This is a genomic window from Pseudomonas frigoris (assembly GCF_047758635.1).
GTDB classification, from domain to species: domain Bacteria; phylum Pseudomonadota; class Gammaproteobacteria; order Pseudomonadales; family Pseudomonadaceae; genus Aquipseudomonas; species Aquipseudomonas frigoris.
This window is the reverse complement of the sequence record NZ_CP180479.1, coordinates 2,956,578-2,975,100: the sequence shown is the minus strand read 5'-3', so window position 1 is coordinate 2,975,100 and position 18,523 is coordinate 2,956,578. Positions and strand designations below refer to the sequence as shown.

Sequence of the window (18,523 nt, the reverse complement as noted above, 5' to 3'; positions counted from 1 at the left end):
ATCTTCAAATCACCCAGCAATCAACCGCCCCACCTGACCGCCATCCTCTTCGATCCGGGCAAACAACCACTCCACAAACACCCGTGTCTGCACCGTCACGTCCGGCGAAACACCGTAGTAATAACGCGGCAACGGCATCCGCAATTCGGGCAACGGGCAAATCAGGCGACCGCTCGAGAGGTGGGTGCCCAGCAAAGAGGTCGGGCACAAGGCAATGCCCTGTCCATCCACGGCGGCCTCAAGCACCAGGTGCATGTGATCAAACTGCCGGGTGACCTGAGTGGCTGACTGGCCTTGACCAAAATGCAGGGCCCAGTTGTGCCAATCTTCGCGACGCGCCTTGGCAGTCAGTAACGTGTGCCGACTCAGGGACGCGAGGTCTTCAAGGGCCAGGCGGTGGATCAGCGAGGGTGCCGCGACCAGCAACAGTTCGTCTTCGAAAAGCGCTCGCGCCTCAATCGCCGGCGCCCAATCGTCACGACCACGGCGAATGACGATGTCGAACCCGTCGCGTGCATGATCCGGTGCCTGGGTTTGGGTAATCACTTGCGGCTTGATGTCCGGGTGCTGCGCAATGAAATCCTCCAGCCTGGGCATCAGCCAAAGCATCGCAAAGGACGGACGAACATTAATCTTCACGGTCGGCAGCGAGGCATGTTGCTTAAGCGCAGCGGCGGCGTTGGCGATCTGCGCCAGCCCGGCACTGACCTGCTCATAAAAACGCTGACCGGCCGGCGTCAGCACCGATTGACGGACACGCCGCTCGAACAGCAGCACGCCCAGGTGTTCCTCAAGCAATTTGATATGTCGGCTGACGGCACTGTGACTGACATGCAGCTCTTCGGCCGCCAGGCTGAAACTTTGATGGCGAGCAGCAACGGCGAAGGCGCGAACAGCATTAAGCGGCGGTAGTGGATTTGTCATGCGTCTAATTTAGTCACATATGCACCGCAATTAAAGCGTTTGTCACGCTCACGTCGCCACGCCAATCTGCCAGAACGCAGCCAGCGCCACCTGACGGAGCAAGACATGAACAGCTATGGACTCTTTCTACTTTTCGCCACCCTGACCATTTTGAGTCCAGGGCCTGGCGTGGTGCTGACCCTGTCCAACGCGGTGCGCCACGGCTGGACGGGGGCCGTGCCGGGCATTCTGGGGATCGCGTCGGGTGCGTTTATCGTCGCCGCCATCAGCGCCACCAGTGTCGGCCTGATCCTCAGCACCTCCGCCAACGCCTTTACCGCGTTGAAATACGCAGGGGCCGCCTATTTGTTGTACCTGGGTTACAAAAGCTGGCGCTCGGCTGGTTTCAACACACTGCTTGAAACGCGCCCCTCAAGCCCGGGCTACCGCTTCCTTGAAGCGGCTTCGATCCAGTTTTTGAACCCCAAGGCCGTGTTTTTCTTTCTGGCGGTGTTCCCGCAATTCATTGACACTTCAGCGCACTTCTCCACCCAGTTTTTCAAGCTGGTCGCCTCCTACGGCGTGCTGGTGATTCTGGTGCATGGCAGCTATGCCTTGCTCGCCAATGCCGCCAAAGGCTGGTTATCCAGCCCGAAGGGTTCCTGGCTGGCGGCGAAAGTCTCGGGCGTGACCTTCGCCGGTTTCGGCGTGCTGATGGCCTCGGCCAGTCGCTAAGGCGCAGAACTGGCGATCGCGCGCCGTCTGGTCTCGGTGGACGCGGGTTGTGCTGTCGATACCTGAACCGGCAGTTCAACGGCAAACCGGCTGCTGAGTTCCTTTCGCCCCGTCGCCGTCAACGCCAGCGCGCGACTGTCCAGGTCCTGAGTTACCCATTTGCGCTTGATCGCCGTTTGCAACAACGCCGCCCCCAACGAGCCACCCAGATGCGGCCGGCGCATGCTCCAGTCCAGGCATGGGCAGGCGAAGCGGCGGCGCAACGTACTCAGGTCCTTGACCTCGATACCCAACCCTTCAAACAACGCCTCACCGCTGTCGCTCAGCTGATAGACCTGTTCATCGGTTTCCAGCAACCACCCCGCTTCGATCATCCGGTCATGCAGCAGCACCGCCAACGTGCCGGCCATGTGGTCGTAGCAAGTGCGGGCGAATTGCAGGCGATCCGGGGTACGCGAATTGAAGGTCGGCGCAGCGTTCTGGCCGATCACCATCAACGCTTCCAGCGCCTGGGCGACGCGCTTGTCCGTCAGGCTGTAATAACGATGCCGGCCCTGCACGTGCAGCCGCACCAGCGCCAATTCCTTGAGTTTGGCCAGGTGCGCGCTGGCGGTGGAGGCGCTGACCTCGGCAATCGCTGCCAGCTCGGTGCTGGTCCGGGCGTGGCCGTCCATCAGCGAACAGAGGATTTTCGTCCGGGCCGGTTCCGCGATCGCCGCAGCCACCTGAGAAACGCCGATGTCGTGCTGTTCTACGTTCATATTTCGCTCCCGGACGAATCAAGGCCCTTTCGGACTGGAGATAGTAGCAACACTTTTCCAACCACGAACAAGGCTGCGACCCATGGACCCAATTATCGCTGCGACTCATGCCAATCCTTATCCCTATTACGCGCAACTGCGCTTGGAGGGCGGGCTGGTTTTTCACCAAGGACTGAAAGTGTGGGTGGCGAGTAGCGCCCGAGCCGTTGCGGCCGTGCTGGCGCATCCTGACTGTCATGTCCGGCCGTCCCACGAACCGGTGCCCAAGGCGATTGTTGGCGGGATGGCCGGCAAGGTCTTTGGTCAGTTGATGCGGATGAATGAGGGCGAACGGCAGCGTTGCCCGAGGTCGGCGGTTCAACCGGAGCTGGCGTTGATTGATGTCGCTGAAGTCAATGCGCTGGTCGGCGCGCGTCTGATCACTCCGGGCGCCGATGGGTTGCACAAGGCGATGTTCCGCGGGCCGGTGTGCGTGGTGGCTGCATTGCTGGGGTTCTCTCCGGCTCAGGGCCGGACTATCAGCGAGCTGACCGGGGACTTCGTCACGTGCCTGTCGCCCCTTGGCGATCAGGCGCAACGGGATGCAGCGCACGTTGCGGCGGAACACTTGAGCGGCTATTTCGTTGAGTTGCTGGATGACCCGAACAATCAGAGCACCCTGCTCGCCGGGATCCGCCAGCGCTTCGCAGCAACCTCTGGCGACTCTGAAACGTTGATCGCCAACCTGATCGGGTTGTTTTCCCAGACCTATGAAGCCACTGCCGGGCTGATCGGCAATGCGCTGTTGGCGTTGATTCGAAACCCGTCGTTGCATAGTGAGTCGACACGCGTTGACGACTTGATCGCTGAAGTTCAGCGCTTCGATCCGTCGGTGCAGAACACCCGCCGGTTTGTCGCTGCGCCTTGTGAAATCGACGGTGTAAGCCTGAATACTGGTGACGTGATTCTGGTGCTGCTGGCCTCGGCCAATCGCGATCCGCAGCTCAATGACCATCCCGACGTCCTTCTTCCTGATCGTCCAGAACGGCGTAGCTTCACCTTTGGTACGGGTCGGCATCAATGCCCGGGACAGACATTGGCCCTAAGCATTGCCAGCGCTACGTTGAAAGAGATCCTGACGATAAAGCCTGCTTTGGATCGCCTGACCTGGCATTACCGGCCTTCGCTGAACGGGCGTATTCCGCTGTTTAGCGATTTGCGGTAAGACCGATCGTTCCCACGCAGTGGTGGGAACGGATAACACTGCATGAACTCCGACACCAGAGGACCGACCAATGCCACGCCGAGGGTCATCGGCGCGGTGATTCGCAACAGGCCGCTGGGCTCCGGGTTCGACGCCTCCACCCGGCTGAATGCGTACTTCACCTGCTCCAGTGCCCGCTTGGCTTCTTCATAAAACAACCGCCCCTCCCCGGTGATGGATTGCCGTCGGGTGGTGCGTTGAATGAGTTGGGTGTTGAGGGTTTTCTCCAGGCTCTGGATATGCCGTCCAACCATGACCGCCGACATCCCGACGTCACTGGCCGCATCAGCAAAGCTGCCCGCCTCGACCACGGCGACGAAAACTTCCATTTGCCTGAGTTTGCTCATGACCATGCCTTGTGAAGGGAGGAAACGGAACGCTTGATTAAGTACATCAGGTTAAAGGAGTAATAACCGACAATGCGTTTATCACGAGGGTTTTTCTCCATAGAGTCACTTAAATAAACGTGAACAACGAGGCTCCATCGATGCAAACCCTACTGGACACGTCACTGAGTTCTTTTGCGCGGGCAGACCTTCTGCAAGGCCCCACGCCCATTCAGCGCGCCGAACGCCTCGAACAACTGCTGGGCTTGAAGTCGCAAGGAATCGGCCTGTTTCTCAAGCGCGACGATCACATGCTGATTGGCGGTGGCGGCAACAAATTGCGCAAACTCGAATTCCATATCGGCGCGGCGCTGGCGGCCGGAGTCGACATGGTGATCACCGTGGGCGGCATTCAGTCCAATCATGCGCGCCTGACCGCCGCGGTGTGTGCTCGCCTGGGCCTTGCCTGCGAACTGATCCTGACCCGCGCGGTACCCAAAACCGATGTGGATTACGAACTCAACGGCAACGTTCTACTCGACCAGTTGTTCGGAGCACAGCTACAGGTGCTTGCCGGGGGCAGCGACTCACTAGTCGAGGCCGAGAAACGCGCCGCGCAACTTCGGGATTCGGGGCGCAACGTGCTGGTGATTCCCACGGGTGGCTCAACGCCTCTGGGCAGTCTCGGTTATGCGCGCTGCGCGGCGGAGATCGCGCAGCAGGAGGCGGAACTCGGCCTCAGCTTCAATCAAGTCGTGGTGCCCAACGGCAGCGCCGGCACCCACGCCGGGCTCGCGGCGGGCTTCCAATTGCTGGGCCGAGGTACCTCGATCATCAAGTCCTATTCAGTTTTGTCCGATCGAGACACGTCAGCGGCCAGAACCCGGCAATTGACCCAGGACGCACTGGCGCTGTTGGGCAGTAGCGACATCGTTCAGGCTGAAGAGATCGCCATTGACGGCAGTCAGTTGGGCGACGGCTACGGTCTGCCGACGCCAGCCATGCAGGAAGCAGTGCGCCTGATGGCTCGCGCCCAAGGCCTGTTGATCGACCCTGTGTACTCCGGCAAAGCGTTTGCCGGGCTGTTGGCCGATCTCAGGCAAGGACGTTACCGTTCCGGGGACAACGTGCTGTTCGTGATGACGGGTGGAACACCGGGTCTTTATGCCTACAGGGACATCTTTCAGTCTTAGGTTAGTCGTCTTCATATCATCACATGCACAGACGACGGGTCAGATCATTCAGAAGCCATCGGCCTGCTTTCCCTAAAGAGCGATTTTGCATGTGCGCTGCGTAGATCGTCAGTGTGTCTGGTGTGCGCTGAAGTTCGGCGGTTAACTCAAGCGGAACGAGGCGCCCTGAAGCCAGATGATCCGCAATCAGATGCTCTGGCATTCGACACCAACCGAACCCGGCGAGCAAAAAATCCAGCCGCCGTGCCAAATCTACAAACCGCCACTGGTGACTGCCCGTCACCCCATAGCTAGGGCCGTCGGGAGAAACCGGATCGGAAAGTACCAGTTGCACATAAGGCTTGAGGTCTGCACTTGTTGCCCGACGGCCTAACATAGCCAGGGGATGTCCGCTGGCTACTACTGGCTTCAAGTCGACGCTGAGCAGCGGCAGTGCGTTGACATCGTCGGGCACTGTCGGAATCAATATGCAAAGCGCCAGTGCCGCATCTCCGTTGCGCAATCGGCGCTCTGCGCCTCCTAAGCCTTCTGTAGAAAAACTCACTGCCAGATGCGGAAAAGCCTCACGGATAGCGCGGAGGCTTTCGATGAGCGGTGCGCTAGGGACTAAAGGGTCTATGGCGAGAGCCAACTCCGGCTCAATCCCTGCTGCCGTACTTTCGGCCATTGCTTCAAACTGGGCAGCGCTTGCCAGCACTACGCGCGCTTGAACCACTAGCACTCTACCTACCTCAGTGAGAGTTGGACGATGGCCGCTCCGATCAAACAGCCTCACACCTTGAACTGACTCAAGTGTGGCAATCGACTGGCTAATGGCAGATTGAGCGCGCCGCAGGTGACGCCCCGTTGCCGAGAAACTGCCTGTATCAGCAATGGTTACAAGGATCCGCAACTGATCCAAGCTGAGATTTCCGATCATGATCCATCACTTAAACAGATGGACTCAATCATATTTACATCACTCCTGTGTATAGATCGCATTGGGTAGAGTGTGTCGCACATCGCCTAAAGCGACAACGCAAAACATACCGCCGCGTCACCGCGCAGGAGTTACTTTCATGTCCAGGCTTCTCACCATTGAAACCAGCCCACGTGGGGATGCTTCAATCTCCCGGCAGCTCACTCGCCGATTTTTGGCCGCGTGGGAAGCTGCACACCCTAGGGGCGCCATCAAAATACGGGATCTAGCGGACACTCCGCTTACGTTCGTGACGGCCCCCTGGTTACAGGCTTACTTCACCCCAGAAACCCAACATTCGCCTGAAATGAAAGCCGTGTTGCAGCTATCCGATGAGCTTGCGGCCGAGTTGCTGGAAACCGATCACGTGGTTATTTCAACGCCGGTCTACAACTATAACGTCCCTGCGGCGCTCAAGGCGTGGGTGGATCACGTGGTACGTAAAGGCCTGACCTTGGGCTTAGATGGTAAAGGCCTTGTGACCGGTAAAAAGGCAACGGTGCTGCTCGCCTCGGGAGGTGTATACACCAACGACTCCCCGATTAGAGACCGTGACATTGCGACCCAATATTTGAAACTGATCCTGAACGTCCTGGGTATCACCGATATCACCTTTATTGCGGCCGGCGGCGCTAAAGCTGTAGATCTCGGAGAAATCAGCATGCACGATTTTCTAGATACATTTGATCATCGAATTCAAAAGTCGCTGGTTTAGGCGCTGGATAACATCGATCCGCTGCAATAGCCGATGAACCGTGGCGAGGGGACAAGCGCCAATGCCGATAAATTAAGCCGTAACACTATCCGTAGCAGCTGCCGAAGGCTGCGTTCGGCTGCGAAGCAGTCGTAAAATCAGAGATTGCGATACGTCAGGCACACCACGTTAGCCGGATTACGACTGCTACACAGCCGAACGCAGCCTTCGGCAGCTGCTACAGAGAGTGCGGCGCAGTTAGCTTAATTTATCGGTATTAGGGCAAGCCTCCTCGCCACAAAAACTCATTTCAGCCCACACAGCCATCAATCATCCCGCGTCAGCACTTCCAGCAATTCAATTTCGAAAATCAGGTTCGAGTTCGGGGTGATCTTGCCCATGGTCCGTTCAGCGTAGGCCAGATGCGCCGGCACCAGCAACTTGCGCTTGCCGCCGACCTGCATGCCCATAATCCCCTGATCCCAACCCTTGATCACCCGACCCGTGCCAATCACGCACTGGAAAGGTTTACCCCGGCTGTAGGAAGAATCGAATTCAGTCCCGTCTTCCAGCCAGCCGCGGTATTGGGTGGTAATCAGCGCGCCTTTGACGGCGGCTTTGCCGTCACCCACCTGGAGGTCGATTACCTGAAGCTCGTCATTCATTGCATGCACTCGTGTGTTCGTTTGCCCAATAGGCTTAATGGGCGCCGTTTTCCCAGATTTGCAGTCGATTGGCAACCATTCCGATCACCTGGCGAGGGGTTTAAGCCTGTTTCCCGCAGTGACCGTGAACTAAGATAAGCAACACCTACCCGTACGGATCAACACGCCATGATGGCAACCCCTGAATGAATTTTGTCTGGACCAGCGCAACCATCGGCTCAATGATGCTAGCCCTGATCGTCGCGTTGATCTGTCGCGAGCGCTCGCTGCAAAAGCAGCTGGCCGAGTATCGCGTGCTGATCACCAGCCTTACGGATGGGCAAAATATCCGCCAGGATGGCGACGCCGAACGCTTCAAGCGTAGCCAGTATTTCGCCCGCATCGGCACGTGGGACTGGGATGTCGACACCGACAAGCTCTACTGGTCGGACGCGATCTACGGCATGTTTGGCTTCAAGATCGACGAAGTAACGCCCTCCTACGCACTGTTTTGCTCATGTGTTCACCCGGACGACCGGGCCAAGGTCCGGGCCGGGGAATTGCGTTGCCTGGAAACCGGCGACAACCATGACGAGGAATATCGGGTGGTCTGGCCCGACGGCACGATCCGCTGGCTTCGGGAAACCGGCAATGTGGTCAAGAACGACCACGATGCAACGATCAAGATGATGGGCGTGGTACGCGATATCACCGAGGAAAAAGCCTCCGCCAGCTACCTGCAACACTTGGCCCACTTCGACCCGCTGACCGGTCTGCCCAATCGTCTGGTGCTCGAGGAGCGTCTGTCCGAGGCGCTGGAACAGGCGCGCATCAGCGCCACGAGGGTTGCGCTGGTGTTTGTCGACCTCAACGGCTTCAAGGCAATCAACGACCATTACGGCCATGCCGCCGGCGACCGGGTACTGATCACCACCGCCACCCGCCTGAAGAAAATCCTGCGTTCAACCGATACCGTCGCCCGGATCGGTGGCGACGAATTTGTGGTCATCCTTCAAGGCCTGCCCCAGGGCAACAGCCTGCAAGACGAAGCCCGCAGCATCTGCCAGAAAATCTTCGTCGAACTGTCGCCACCGGTGACCATCGGTAATGATCAACGACACATCGGCACCAGCCTGGGGGTCGCGGTGTTCCCGGACCATGCGCCGAGCATGGACCGGTTGATCCATATTGCGGATCTGGCGATGTATGAGGCGAAGCGCAGTGGGAATAATCAGTATCGGTTGGGCACTGAAAGCCCCGCACGCGCTCACAGCGAATAGCCCTTCGACGGTTTAACGCTCCACTGGCGTGATATCCACAATCGTCCCGTTGGTGATCATCACCATCATGTACTTGTCATTGATCTGCACCCACTGCGCCTGAGCCTTCGGCGCTTTCAGGCCTTTCTGCTTCCAGTTGCTCAGCGCTTTTTCACTGCGCTGGTAAACGTCGGGGGCACGATCACCCATCACCAGTTGGCGGGAATTGTTAACCCCCGGCTGGACGGTTTTTTGCGGTGGGTCATCGGCTTGAACAATGGGACTGATACCGGCAACGCCGGCGGCAATGGCCAAGGCGGCGATGAGGGATTTGCTGTTCATGGGGTGATCCTCCTGTGATGTCGCGGTACCAGACTCCGACTGCATATGCAGCGAATCATTCCTTATGGGTTGCATTGATCCGTTTCACACATCAATGAATGCCAACAATGCAATTAACATATCGATGACCCTGCTCCACTATCCGCCCCAATAAGAACCGTGCGCCGCGTCCAGGCGGTGCACGTCATAAAAGCGGTGGAGTACACGTCTATGACAGCATCAACCCAACGGCCCGCGACTTCCGGTCGCTCCCGGGCCAGTGCGATTTTCCGGGTCACCTCGGGCAACTTCCTCGAACAATTCGACTTCTTCCTTTTCGGCTTTTACGCCACGCAGATTGCTGCCGTGTTCTTCCCGGCCAGCAGCGAGTTCGCCTCGCTGATGATGACCTTCGCGGTGTTCGGCGCAGGCTTCCTGATGCGACCGTTGGGCGCCGTGGTGCTGGGTGCCTACATCGATGATGTGGGCCGGCGCAAAGGGTTGATCGTCACCCTGTCGATCATGGCCAGCGGCACGATTTTGATTGTGCTGGTGCCCGGTTACGAAACCATCGGGCTGTTCGCCCCGGCCATCGTCTTGATCGGCCGCTTGCTGCAAGGCTTCTCGGCCGGCGCAGAAATGGGTGGCGTCTCGGTGTATCTCTCGGAAATCGCCACGCCCGGCAACAAAGGCTTCTTCACCAGTTGGCAGTCGGCCAGCCAGCAAGTGGCGATCATTGTCGCGGCAGCGTTGGGCTATGGCCTGAACCAATGGATGGCGCCGGCGATGATTGCCGACTGGGGCTGGCGGATTCCGTTTTTCGTTGGCTGCATGATCGTGCCGTTCATTTTTTTCCTGCGTCGCAACCTTGAGGAAACCGAAGAGTTCGCCGCCCGCAAACACCGTCCGAGCATGGGCGATGTGTTCCGCACGTTGGCGCAGAACTGGGTGATCGTGTTCGCCGGGATGATGATGGTCGCCCTGACCACCACCGCGTTTGACCTGATCACCGTTTACGCACCGACCTTTGGCAAAACCGTGCTGCACCTGAGTACATCTGATGCGCTGCTGGTGACTTTGCTGGTGGGCGTTTCGAACTTCTTCTGGCTGCCGATTGGCGGTGCACTGTCGGATCGCATCGGCCGTCGCCCGGTGCTGATTGCCATGGCCCTGCTGACCTTGGCCACGGCGTATCCGGCGCTGACGTATCTGGTGCAGGCACCGAGCTTCATCAACATGCTGTTGGTGTTGCTGTGGTTGTCGTTCATTTACGGTTTGTACAACGGCGCGATGATTGCCGCGCTGACGGAAATCATGCCGGTCGAAGTGCGGGTCGCCGGGTTCTCCCTGGCTTACAGCCTGGCCACGGCGGTGTTCGGTGGTTTTACGCCGGCGATATCGACCTTCCTGATCCAGTACACCGGCGACAAGGCTGCGCCCGGCTACTGGATGAGTTTTGCCGCGTTCTGTGCGTTGTGCGCGACGCTGTATCTCTATCGCCGTTCGACCGGTCGCTTGCAACCGGCGATGTCCCGAACCCTTTGAGAGCACATGACCATGAAAAAGCTATTCAATTTTGCGGCCCTGACTTTGCTGGTCAGCCTGGGTCTGAGCACCGTCGCCCAGGCCGAAGAGATCCGCGTGATGACCTCCGGCGGTTTCACCGCCGCCTATAAAATCCTCGGCCCGAAGTTCGCCGCCTCCACGGGCAACACACTGGACACCGCCCTCGGCCCTTCGATGGGCAAGGCGCCGGAAGCGATCCCCAATCGCCTCGCTCGCGGTGAAAAAGCCGACGTGGTGATCATGGTCGGTTACGCCCTCGATGACCTGATCAAGCAAGGCAAAGTCGATCCCGCCTCACGGGTCGAACTGGCTGACTCGCGGATCGGTCTGGTGGTACGTGAAGGCGCGCCGAAGCCGGACATCAGCGCTGTCGACGGCCTGAAAAAGACCTTGCTCGACGCGAAGTCCGTGGCCTATTCCGACAGCGCCAGTGGGGTGTACATCGAGGATCAGTTGTTCAAGCGTCTGGGCATCGAAGACCAGCTCAAACCCAAGTCGACGATGGTCCCGAAAATCCCGGTGGCATCGGTGGTTGCCACCGGTGACTATCAACTGGGCTTTCAGCAGGTCAGCGAGTTGCTGCCGGTGCCGGGCGTGAGTTTTGTGGCGAAGATTCCGGAGTCGGTGCAGTCGGTGACGCGTTTTGCTGCCGGTATACCGGTGGGCGCGCAACACCCGGCGCAAGCCAAGGCATTGCTGGATTACCTGGCCTCCACCGCCGCTCAGCCGGATGTCAAAGCCACCGGGCTGGACTCGGTCAGTCGCTGACCTGGACTTTCATTTCCACCACCAGCCGTTCCAGTTCCAACGCCGCCGGGGTCAATGTGCGACCCCGGCGCTTGATCAAACCGACACTGCGCATTACCTGCGGATCGGTCAGCGGCACCCGCGTCAGGATCGGGTGATCCGCCGCCGGCATCGCCATCAACGGCACCGCTGCCACGCCCAACCCCGCTTCGACCAAACCAATCATCGTCGTCACATGCCGGGTTTCGCAGATGCTCGGCCGCTGCGGCACGATGCCCGTGAGCGCCTGATCCAGCAGAAAGCGATTGCCGGACGTCTTGTCCAGCGAGATGTAGTCCTGCTGATAAAACTCATCCCACGTCACGCTGCTGCGCCCGGCCAACGGATGATCGCGCCGGCACGCCACCACATAACCTTCCTGTACCAGCGGCTCGAACTCTACTTCCGCCTCCAGGGTGCCCATGAAACTCAGGCCGAAATCCGCCTCGCCGTTGACCACCGCACTCAGCACTTCGTGGGCGCTGGAGTCGAGGACCTTGACCTTGATCCGTGGAAACTGCCGGTGGTAGTGGGCGATAACTCGCGGCATGAAGTAGTAAGCCGCTGAAGGTACGCAGGCGACGGTGACGTGGCCGAGGCGGGTCGAGGCGACTTCGCTGATGCCCAATAGCGCCACGTCCAGGTCGTCCAACAGACGCTCGACGCTCGGCATAAAACCGCGTCCGGCCTGGGTCAGGCTGACCTTGCGTGTGGTGCGCTCGAACAACCTTACACCGAGGGCGTCTTCGAGCTTTTCAATGCGCCGGCTCAGCGCCGGTTGGGAAATACGCACCGTGTCAGCCGCCTTGCGAAAGCTGCCCTGCTCCACCACGGCGCGAAAGGCTTGCAAGTTCGTTAAGGTCGAAGTGGATGGCCATGGTGCGCACTCGGGAACGGGACAGATTGATCAGCTTACCCGATGAATGTAACCAATTGATGCAACATGTAACGAAATCTATGTCGTCGGCAAGGCAGCTATCGCGAGCAAGCTCGATGCAACAATGGATCTCCAGCAAGCATGGAACTCGTGGGCGACGCTGATCAAATGTGGGAGCGAGCTTGCTCGCGATAGTGGTGGGTCAGGCAACATCGTTGTATGTCATGGCTGACGCATGAAGCATCACCCTTTATTCTTGTCGCCCCCGCCGTACCGAGTTCTGGAGTAAGCCATGCCCCATGAAGGCAACCTGTTGCAAGCCGCTGTCGTGTTTCTGTTCGCGGCCGTGCTCACCGTTCCCTTGGCCAAGCGCCTGCAACTGGGAGCGGTGCTGGGTTATCTGTTTGCCGGCGTGATCATCGGGCCATCGGTGCTGGGCTTGATCGGCAATCCGCAAAGCGTCAGCCACATTTCCGAACTCGGGGTGGTGTTGCTGCTGTTCATCATTGGTCTTGAACTGTCGCCGCGACGTTTGTGGGTGATGCGCAAATCGGTGTTCGGCGTCGGCCTGGCGCAGGTACTGCTGACGGGCTCGGTGATTGGTGTACTGGCGTTGTTCGTGTTCGGCCAGCCGTTAAACAGCGCGATCGTGTTGGGCTTGGGCCTGGCGCTGTCGTCCACCGCGTTCGGTTTGCAAAGCCTGGCCGAGCGCAAGGAACTGACCAGCCCCCACGGGCGGTTGGCGTTCGCAATTCTGCTGTTCCAGGACATCGCCGCTATCCCGTTGATCGCCATGGTGCCGTTGCTGGCGGGCGGCGATCACACCAGCAGCGCTGGCGAAGGCCTCAATCACGGCTTGCGCGTGCTGGGTAGCATCGCGGTGGTGGTGATCGGTGGGCGGTATCTGCTGCGACCGGTATTCCGAGTGGTGGCCAAGACCGGTTTGCCGGAAGTGTCCACCGCCACCGCGTTGCTGGTGGTGATCGGTACGGCGTGGCTGATGGACCTGGTCGGCGTGTCCATGGCGCTGGGGGCGTTCCTCGCCGGGTTGCTGCTGGCGGACTCCGAATACCGTCACGAACTGGAAGCGCAAATCGAACCGTTCAAGGGATTGCTGCTGGGGCTATTTTTCATCAGTGTCGGCATGGGCGCCAATTTGAGTCTGCTACTGAGTGCGCCGATCACGGTGCTGGGTCTGACTCTATTGCTGATCGCAATCAAATTGCCGCTGCTGTTTATCGTCGGTCGGTTGGCGGGAGGGCTGGGCAAGGTCAGTGCGATTCGCCTCGGCATCGTGCTGGCGGCCGGTGGTGAATTTGCGTTTGTGGTGTTCAAGATCGGCCGCGATCAGGAACTGTTCGAGCCGCGCCTGTACGACTTGCTGGTGCTGACCATCACCTTGTCCATGGCGGTGACGCCGCTGCTGTTGCTGGTGTGCGCACGACTGGTCAGCCCCAAGGTTCAACCGGTGGTGGTGCCGGAGAAATTCCGCGAGATCCATACCGACACGCCGCGCGTGGTGATCGCCGGCATGGGCCGTATGGGGCAGATCGTTGCGCGGATTTTGCGCGCGCAGAACATCAAGTTCGTCGCCCTCGACACCTCGGTGGAAACCATCGAACTGTCCCGCAGCTTCGGCGGTGTGCCGGTGTTCTACGGCGACCCGATGCGCCCGGAGATCCTCAGCGCGGCCAAGGTCGAGCAGGCGGAATACTTTGTCATCGCCACCGACGACCCGGACACCAACATCAAGACCGCCGAACTGGTGCACAAGCTCTATCCGCACATCAAAATCATCGCCCGGGCGCGTAATCGTCAGCATGTGCATCGGCTTGTGGACCTTGGCGCCGAGGCCATTCGGGAAACCTATTATTCGAGTCTGGAAATGAGCCGGCGCACCCTCGTCGGTCTGGGGTTGACCCAGGCCCAGGCCGATGCGCGGATCAAGCGTTTCAAGCATCACGACGAGCAGGTGCTGGAAGCCCAGCATGCGATTTATGACGATGCGGTGAAGGTATTGCAGACGGCGCAGGAAGCCCGGGCGGAACTGGCGAGGTTGTTTGAGGCGGATCAGTTGGAAGAAGAATCAGGTAAGCGTTGAGGCGACTGTGAGGGCCTCTTCGCGAGCAAGCCCGCTCCCACATTGGTTCTTTAGTGAACACAGAATGTGTGTACGACTGAGATCAAGTGTGGGAGCGGGCTTGCTCGCGAAGAACGATAACGCGGTATTTCAGGCAAACCAGAATTTCCAAGGAACTCGCTATGGCAGACCAACCCGCCCCCGCCCTAAAAGAAATCTTCAACGCCGACCGCCTCAAACACATCGCCACCGAGATGACCGCGGTCTACCCCGCGTTCAACGCCAAGGCCTTCCTGAAACTGGCCAACGACGGGCTTGCCGAGTTATCGATCATGCAGCGCATGGCCCGGGTCAGCGAGTGCCTGCACGCGGTCCTGCCGTTGAGCTATGAAGAAACGCTGGAGGTGCTGCGCGCCCTCGCCCCGCGGCTGAACAGCGGCTTCGTCAGCATTTCATTACCGCATTACGTCGCGACGTACGGCGCGCATGCCTTCGAACAGTCCATGGACGCCCTCAAGTACTTCACCACCTTCGGCTCCTCGGAGTTCGCAATCCGCCATTTCCTGCGCAGCGACATCGAACGCTCACTGGCGGTCATGCACGAGTGGTCCCTGGACGAACACGAACACGTCCGCCGCCTGGCCAGCGAAGGCAGCCGACCGCGCCTGCCGTGGTCGTTTCGAATGGAGCAGATTCAGGCTGACCCAACATTGGCGGCAGCGATCCTCGACAACCTCAAGGCCGACGACAGTCTCTACGTGCGCAAGTCCGTGGCCAACCACCTCAACGACATCACCAAGGATCATCCCGAGTGGGTGCTGGGCCTGATCGAAGGCTGGTCGCTGGACAACAAACACACCGCATGGATCGCCAAACACGCCCTGCGCAGCCTGATCAAACAGGGCAATCAACGCGCGCTGGCGATCATTGGCGCGGGCCGCAAGCCTGAGGTCGAGATCATTGATGTGAAGGTGGAACCGGCGGTGATTCGTCTGGGTGAAAAAATCACCCTGTCCTTCGCCGTGAAATCCACGGTCCAGGACAGTCAGCGACTGGTGATCGACTACGCCATCGATTACGTAAAAGCCAACGGCAGCACGTCGGCGAAGGTGTTCAAGCTCAAGGCGCTGACGCTTCCCGGCAAGGCGACCGAGACCATCGCCCGTAGCCAGCAGATCAAGGAACTCACCACCCGCAAACACTACGTGGGCAAACACGCCGTACACGTGCTGGTGAATGGAGAGCGCCTGGCCAGCACCTCATTCGAAATTCTCCCTTGAAACACGAACCCTTGTAGAAGCAAAGCTTGCTCGCGATGAACGAAAACGCGGTGTGTCAGACCTGACGCCATCGCGAGCAAGCTCTGCTCCTACAGGGGATTGGGGCCCAGCAATAAATCCTGCTCGCTCTCACAAAGCTGCACCACGTAATCCCACAACACCCGCAACCGCACGGATTTGTGCAGCTCACGCCGCGTGCTGATCCAGTAGCTGCGCTGGATGCTTTCATCCGGCAACAACGGCACCAGGCCGGGATCGGCGCTGGCCATGTAGCACGGCAGCACGGCGATCCCCAACCCGGAACGAGCGGCTTGTTGCTGGGCGATGACGCTGGTGCTGTGGAAGACCACCTGCGGATTGCGACAGAAGCTGTTGAGGAACATCAGTTCCTGGCTGAACAGCAAGTCGTCGACGTAGCCAATCCACGCATGACGACCGAGGTCTTCGCGGCTGCGCAGCGGTGGCGAACGATCCAGATACTCCTGGCTGGCGTACAGCGCCAATCGATAGTCAGTCAGTTTGCGGGTGACCAGCATGTCGGCGGCCGGGCGTTCCAGGTGGATGCTGATCTCGGCCTCGCGATTGAGAATGCTGACAAAGCGCGGCACCGCCACCAGTTCCACTTCCAGCCCCGGATAACGTTCGAACAGGCCATTCATGCGACTGGCGAGGAACATGATGCCCAACCCTTCGGTCACGCCCACGCGGATCTTGCCCAGCGGCGCCGTGGACTGAGTAATTTCTTCCTGAGCCAGCAACGCGACGTTTTCCATCGCTTCGGCATGTTTGAGCAGCGCTTCGCCGGCCGGGGTCAGCTCATAACCCTGCGCATGCTGAACAAACAACGCGGTGCCGAGGCTCTTTTCGATGGCCTCGATGTGCCGGGCCACGGTGGCGTGGGTGGTGTTCAAACGGCGGGCAGCGGTGAGCAAACGCCCGCTGCGCTGCAACTCGAGAAAAAACCGCAGGTCATTCCAGTCGAACATGAGTCGTCCTTGTGTCTACGCTGTTTGAGGCGCTGTTTAAAAACGCACAGCGGCTGCGCAAAAACTAACATTCTTTTGACGAAAGCTAACAACTAGGATGACCGACAACAAGAACAACAACATGAGGTCACGGATGCAGACTTCCCTGGATGAATACGACTACATCGTGGTCGGGGCCGGCCCGGCCGGTTGTTTGCTGGCCAATCGGTTGTCGGCCGAGCCACAGAGTCGGGTGCTGCTGCTCGAAGCCGGCGGCCGCGACAACTATGCGTGGATTCACATCCCCGTGGGTTACCTGTTCTGCATCGGCAACCCGCGCACCGACTGGTGCTTCAAGACCGAAGCGCAACCCGGCCTGCAAGGTCGCGCCCTGAGTTATCCGCGAGGCAAGGTGCTCGGCGGCTGTTCCTCGATCAACGGCATGATCTACATGCGCGGCCAGGCCGGCGACTACGACGGCTGGGCGGCTCAGGGCAATCCCGGCTGGAGCTGGCAAGACGTCCTGCCATTGTTCAAAAAGAGCGAAAACCACTTTGCCGGCGACTCGGAGTTTCACGGCGCCGCCGGGGAATGGCGGATCGAACGTCAGCGACTGTCGTGGCCAATTCTCGATGCCTTCCGCAGCGCCGCCGAGCAAAGCGGCATCGCCAGCATTGATGACTTCAACCAGGGCGACAACGAAGGCTGCGGCTACTTCCAGGTCAACCAGAAGGCCGGTATTCGCTGGAACGCGGCCAAGGCGTTTCTCAAACCGATCCGCAACCGCCCCAATCTCACCGTGCTGACCGACGTCGAAGTGGATCGCGTGCTGCTGGAAAGCGGCCGTGCATCAGCGGTCAGTGCGCGTTGGCAGGGTCAGGCGAAAACCTTCAAGGCGCGCAAGGAAATCGTGCTGTGCGCCGGTTCCGTCGGCTCACCGAGCATCCTGCAACGTTCCGGGATCGGCCCTCGCCCGCTGCTGCAAAAACTGGGGATTGGCGTTGCCCATGAACTGCCCGGCGTGGGTGGTAATCTGCAGGATCACCTGCAACTGCGCCTGATCTACAAACTGGAAAACGCCCGCACGCTGAATCAAATCGCCGGCAGCCTGTGGGGGAAGATGGGCATGGGCCTGCGTTACCTGTACGACCGCAGCGGCCCGCTGTCCATGGCGCCGAGCCAACTCGGGGCCTTCGCCCGTTCGGGGCCGGAGCAGACGTCGGCGAATCTCGAGTACCACGTTCAACCGCTGTCGCTGGAGCGTTTCGGCGAGCCGTTGCATGCGTTCCCCGCCTTCACGGCGTCGGTGTGCGATCTGCGCCCGCAAAGCCGTGGCCGCGTCGAGATTCGCTCCACCGATCCGCAGGAAGCACCACTGATTCAGCCCAATTACTTGAGCCATCCGGAGGACTTGCGGGTGGCAGCGGATGCCATTCGCCTGACCCGGCGCATCGTCGCGGCACCGGCCCTGCAAGCATTCAAACCGGTGGAGTACTTGCCCGGCGACAGCTTGCAGAGTGAAGAACAACTGCACGAAGCCGCCGCCCGCATCGGCACCACCATCTTCCATCCGGTCGGCACCTGCCGCATGGGCAACGACGCGGACGCGGTGGTCGATGCCGAGCTGCGCGTTCACGGCATCCCCGGTCTGCGCATCGCCGACGCCTCGATCATGCCGCGCATCACCTCGGGCAACACCTGTTCGCCTACGCTGATGATTGCCGAAAAGGCAGCACAGTTGATCCTTAACCCCAACACAAGGAGCATCGCCGCGCAGAAGGAACTGACCACCAACGCCTGAATCACACCGGTAGGAGCTGGCGCAGCCTGCGATCTTTTGGCGTCTTTGAAGGCGCTGGAAGATCAAGATCAAAAGATCGCAGGCTGCGCCAGCTCCTACAGGGAGCCAGTACACCCGATACATCGACAGTA

At 59.6% G+C, this 18,523-nt stretch carries 17 protein-coding genes and 1 pseudogene; 10 read left to right on the top strand and 8 right to left on the bottom strand.

Translation table 11 applies throughout. The features are described from left to right. Positions 1–9: 9 nt before the first annotated feature. The gene (locus ACMXYH_RS13675) at positions 10–924 is read right to left on the bottom strand and encodes a LysR substrate-binding domain-containing protein (RefSeq protein WP_415767387.1); all 915 of its coding nucleotides are present in this window, start codon (positions 922–924) and stop codon (positions 10–12) included. A gap of 105 nt (positions 925–1,029) precedes the next feature. On the opposite strand from ACMXYH_RS13675, the gene ACMXYH_RS13670 reads away from it, so the two are divergent. Then, positions 1,030–1,638, top strand: coding sequence for a LysE family translocator (locus tag ACMXYH_RS13670; RefSeq protein ID WP_008149720.1), 609 nt, complete (start codon positions 1,030–1,032; stop codon positions 1,636–1,638). Here ACMXYH_RS13670 and ACMXYH_RS13665 read toward each other — a convergent pair. Next, a complete protein-coding gene (locus ACMXYH_RS13665) occupies positions 1,635–2,399 on the bottom strand; it encodes an ArsR/SmtB family transcription factor (RefSeq protein ID WP_415767386.1) in 765 nt (254 codons plus the stop codon). The two genes, ACMXYH_RS13670 and ACMXYH_RS13665, sit on opposite strands and share 4 nt — an antisense overlap. 82 nt (positions 2,400–2,481) lie before the next feature. Between ACMXYH_RS13665 and ACMXYH_RS13660 the strand changes: the two genes are divergently transcribed. Further along, complete coding sequence (locus ACMXYH_RS13660; RefSeq protein WP_415767385.1) at positions 2,482–3,603, top strand: cytochrome P450; 1,122 nt, start codon at positions 2,482–2,484, stop codon at positions 3,601–3,603. Here ACMXYH_RS13660 and ACMXYH_RS13655 read toward each other — a convergent pair. Further along, positions 3,552–3,989, bottom strand: a complete 438-nt coding sequence (locus ACMXYH_RS13655) for a LysR family transcriptional regulator (protein ID WP_415767384.1) — start codon at positions 3,987–3,989, stop codon at positions 3,552–3,554. The genes ACMXYH_RS13660 and ACMXYH_RS13655 overlap by 52 nt on opposite strands. A gap of 140 nt (positions 3,990–4,129) precedes the next feature. On the opposite strand from ACMXYH_RS13655, the gene ACMXYH_RS13650 reads away from it, so the two are divergent. Next, positions 4,130–5,161 carry a D-cysteine desulfhydrase family protein gene (locus ACMXYH_RS13650; protein WP_415767383.1) on the top strand — a complete coding sequence of 344 codons (1,032 nt, stop codon included), beginning with the start codon at positions 4,130–4,132 and terminating at the stop codon, positions 5,159–5,161. Between the two features lie 19 nt (positions 5,162–5,180). On the opposite strand, the gene ACMXYH_RS13645 is transcribed toward ACMXYH_RS13650, so the two are convergent. Further along, complete coding sequence (locus ACMXYH_RS13645) at positions 5,181–6,080, bottom strand: LysR family transcriptional regulator (RefSeq protein ID WP_415767382.1); 900 nt, start codon at positions 6,078–6,080, stop codon at positions 5,181–5,183. Positions 6,081–6,219: 139 nt separating this feature from the next. Between ACMXYH_RS13645 and ACMXYH_RS13640 the strand changes: the two genes are divergently transcribed. Continuing rightward, complete coding sequence (locus ACMXYH_RS13640) at positions 6,220–6,834, top strand: FMN-dependent NADH-azoreductase (RefSeq protein WP_415767381.1); 615 nt, start codon at positions 6,220–6,222, stop codon at positions 6,832–6,834. Positions 6,835–7,139: 305 nt separating this feature from the next. On the opposite strand, the gene ACMXYH_RS13635 is transcribed toward ACMXYH_RS13640, so the two are convergent. Then, a complete protein-coding gene (locus tag ACMXYH_RS13635; RefSeq protein WP_415767380.1) occupies positions 7,140–7,478 on the bottom strand; it encodes an FKBP-type peptidyl-prolyl cis-trans isomerase in 339 nt (112 codons plus the stop codon). A 185-nt stretch (positions 7,479–7,663) separates the two neighbouring features. On the opposite strand from ACMXYH_RS13635, the gene ACMXYH_RS13630 reads away from it, so the two are divergent. Continuing rightward, positions 7,664–8,737, top strand: a complete 1,074-nt coding sequence (locus ACMXYH_RS13630; protein WP_415767379.1) for a diguanylate cyclase domain-containing protein — start codon at positions 7,664–7,666, stop codon at positions 8,735–8,737. A gap of 12 nt (positions 8,738–8,749) precedes the next feature. Here ACMXYH_RS13630 and ACMXYH_RS13625 read toward each other — a convergent pair whose 3' ends face one another. Beyond that, entirely contained in the window at positions 8,750–9,058 is a 309-nt protein-coding gene (locus tag ACMXYH_RS13625; RefSeq protein WP_123368255.1) for an RcnB family protein, read from the bottom strand. 210 nt (positions 9,059–9,268) lie between these two features. Here ACMXYH_RS13625 and ACMXYH_RS13620 point away from each other — a divergent pair, with 210 nt between their 5' ends. Together ACMXYH_RS13620 and ACMXYH_RS13615 are read left to right on the top strand one after the other, a co-directional pair. Beyond that, positions 9,269–10,582: an MFS transporter gene (locus tag ACMXYH_RS13620; RefSeq protein WP_415767378.1), complete on the top strand. Its 1,314-nt coding sequence runs from the start codon at positions 9,269–9,271 to the stop codon at positions 10,580–10,582. Positions 10,583–10,594: 12 nt separating this feature from the next. Further along, a complete protein-coding gene (locus ACMXYH_RS13615; RefSeq protein WP_415767377.1) occupies positions 10,595–11,371 on the top strand; it encodes a substrate-binding domain-containing protein in 777 nt (258 codons plus the stop codon). Here the strand turns inward: ACMXYH_RS13615 and ACMXYH_RS13610 are convergent. Beyond that, positions 11,361–12,267, bottom strand: a pseudogene (locus ACMXYH_RS13610) (LysR family transcriptional regulator). The gene ACMXYH_RS13615 and the pseudogene ACMXYH_RS13610 sit on opposite strands and share 11 nt — an antisense overlap. A 291-nt stretch (positions 12,268–12,558) precedes the next feature. Here ACMXYH_RS13610 and ACMXYH_RS13605 point away from each other — a divergent pair. Next, on the top strand, positions 12,559–14,367 hold the full coding sequence (locus ACMXYH_RS13605; protein WP_415767376.1) for a monovalent cation:proton antiporter-2 (CPA2) family protein: 1,809 nt from the start codon (positions 12,559–12,561) through the stop codon (positions 14,365–14,367). Positions 14,368–14,528: 161 nt separating this feature from the next. Next, positions 14,529–15,626: a DNA alkylation repair protein gene (locus ACMXYH_RS13600; RefSeq protein ID WP_415767375.1), complete on the top strand. Its 1,098-nt coding sequence runs from the start codon at positions 14,529–14,531 to the stop codon at positions 15,624–15,626. An 89-nt stretch (positions 15,627–15,715) separates the two neighbouring features. Here the strand turns inward: ACMXYH_RS13600 and ACMXYH_RS13595 are convergent, their stop codons facing one another. After that, positions 15,716–16,612: a LysR family transcriptional regulator gene (locus ACMXYH_RS13595; RefSeq protein ID WP_129444899.1), complete on the bottom strand. Its 897-nt coding sequence runs from the start codon at positions 16,610–16,612 to the stop codon at positions 15,716–15,718. A gap of 133 nt (positions 16,613–16,745) precedes the next feature. Here ACMXYH_RS13595 and ACMXYH_RS13590 point away from each other — a divergent pair, with 133 nt between their 5' ends. Next, on the top strand, positions 16,746–18,392 hold the full coding sequence (locus ACMXYH_RS13590; protein WP_415767374.1) for a GMC family oxidoreductase: 1,647 nt from the start codon (positions 16,746–16,748) through the stop codon (positions 18,390–18,392). The last annotated feature ends 131 nt before the right edge of the window (positions 18,393–18,523 follow it).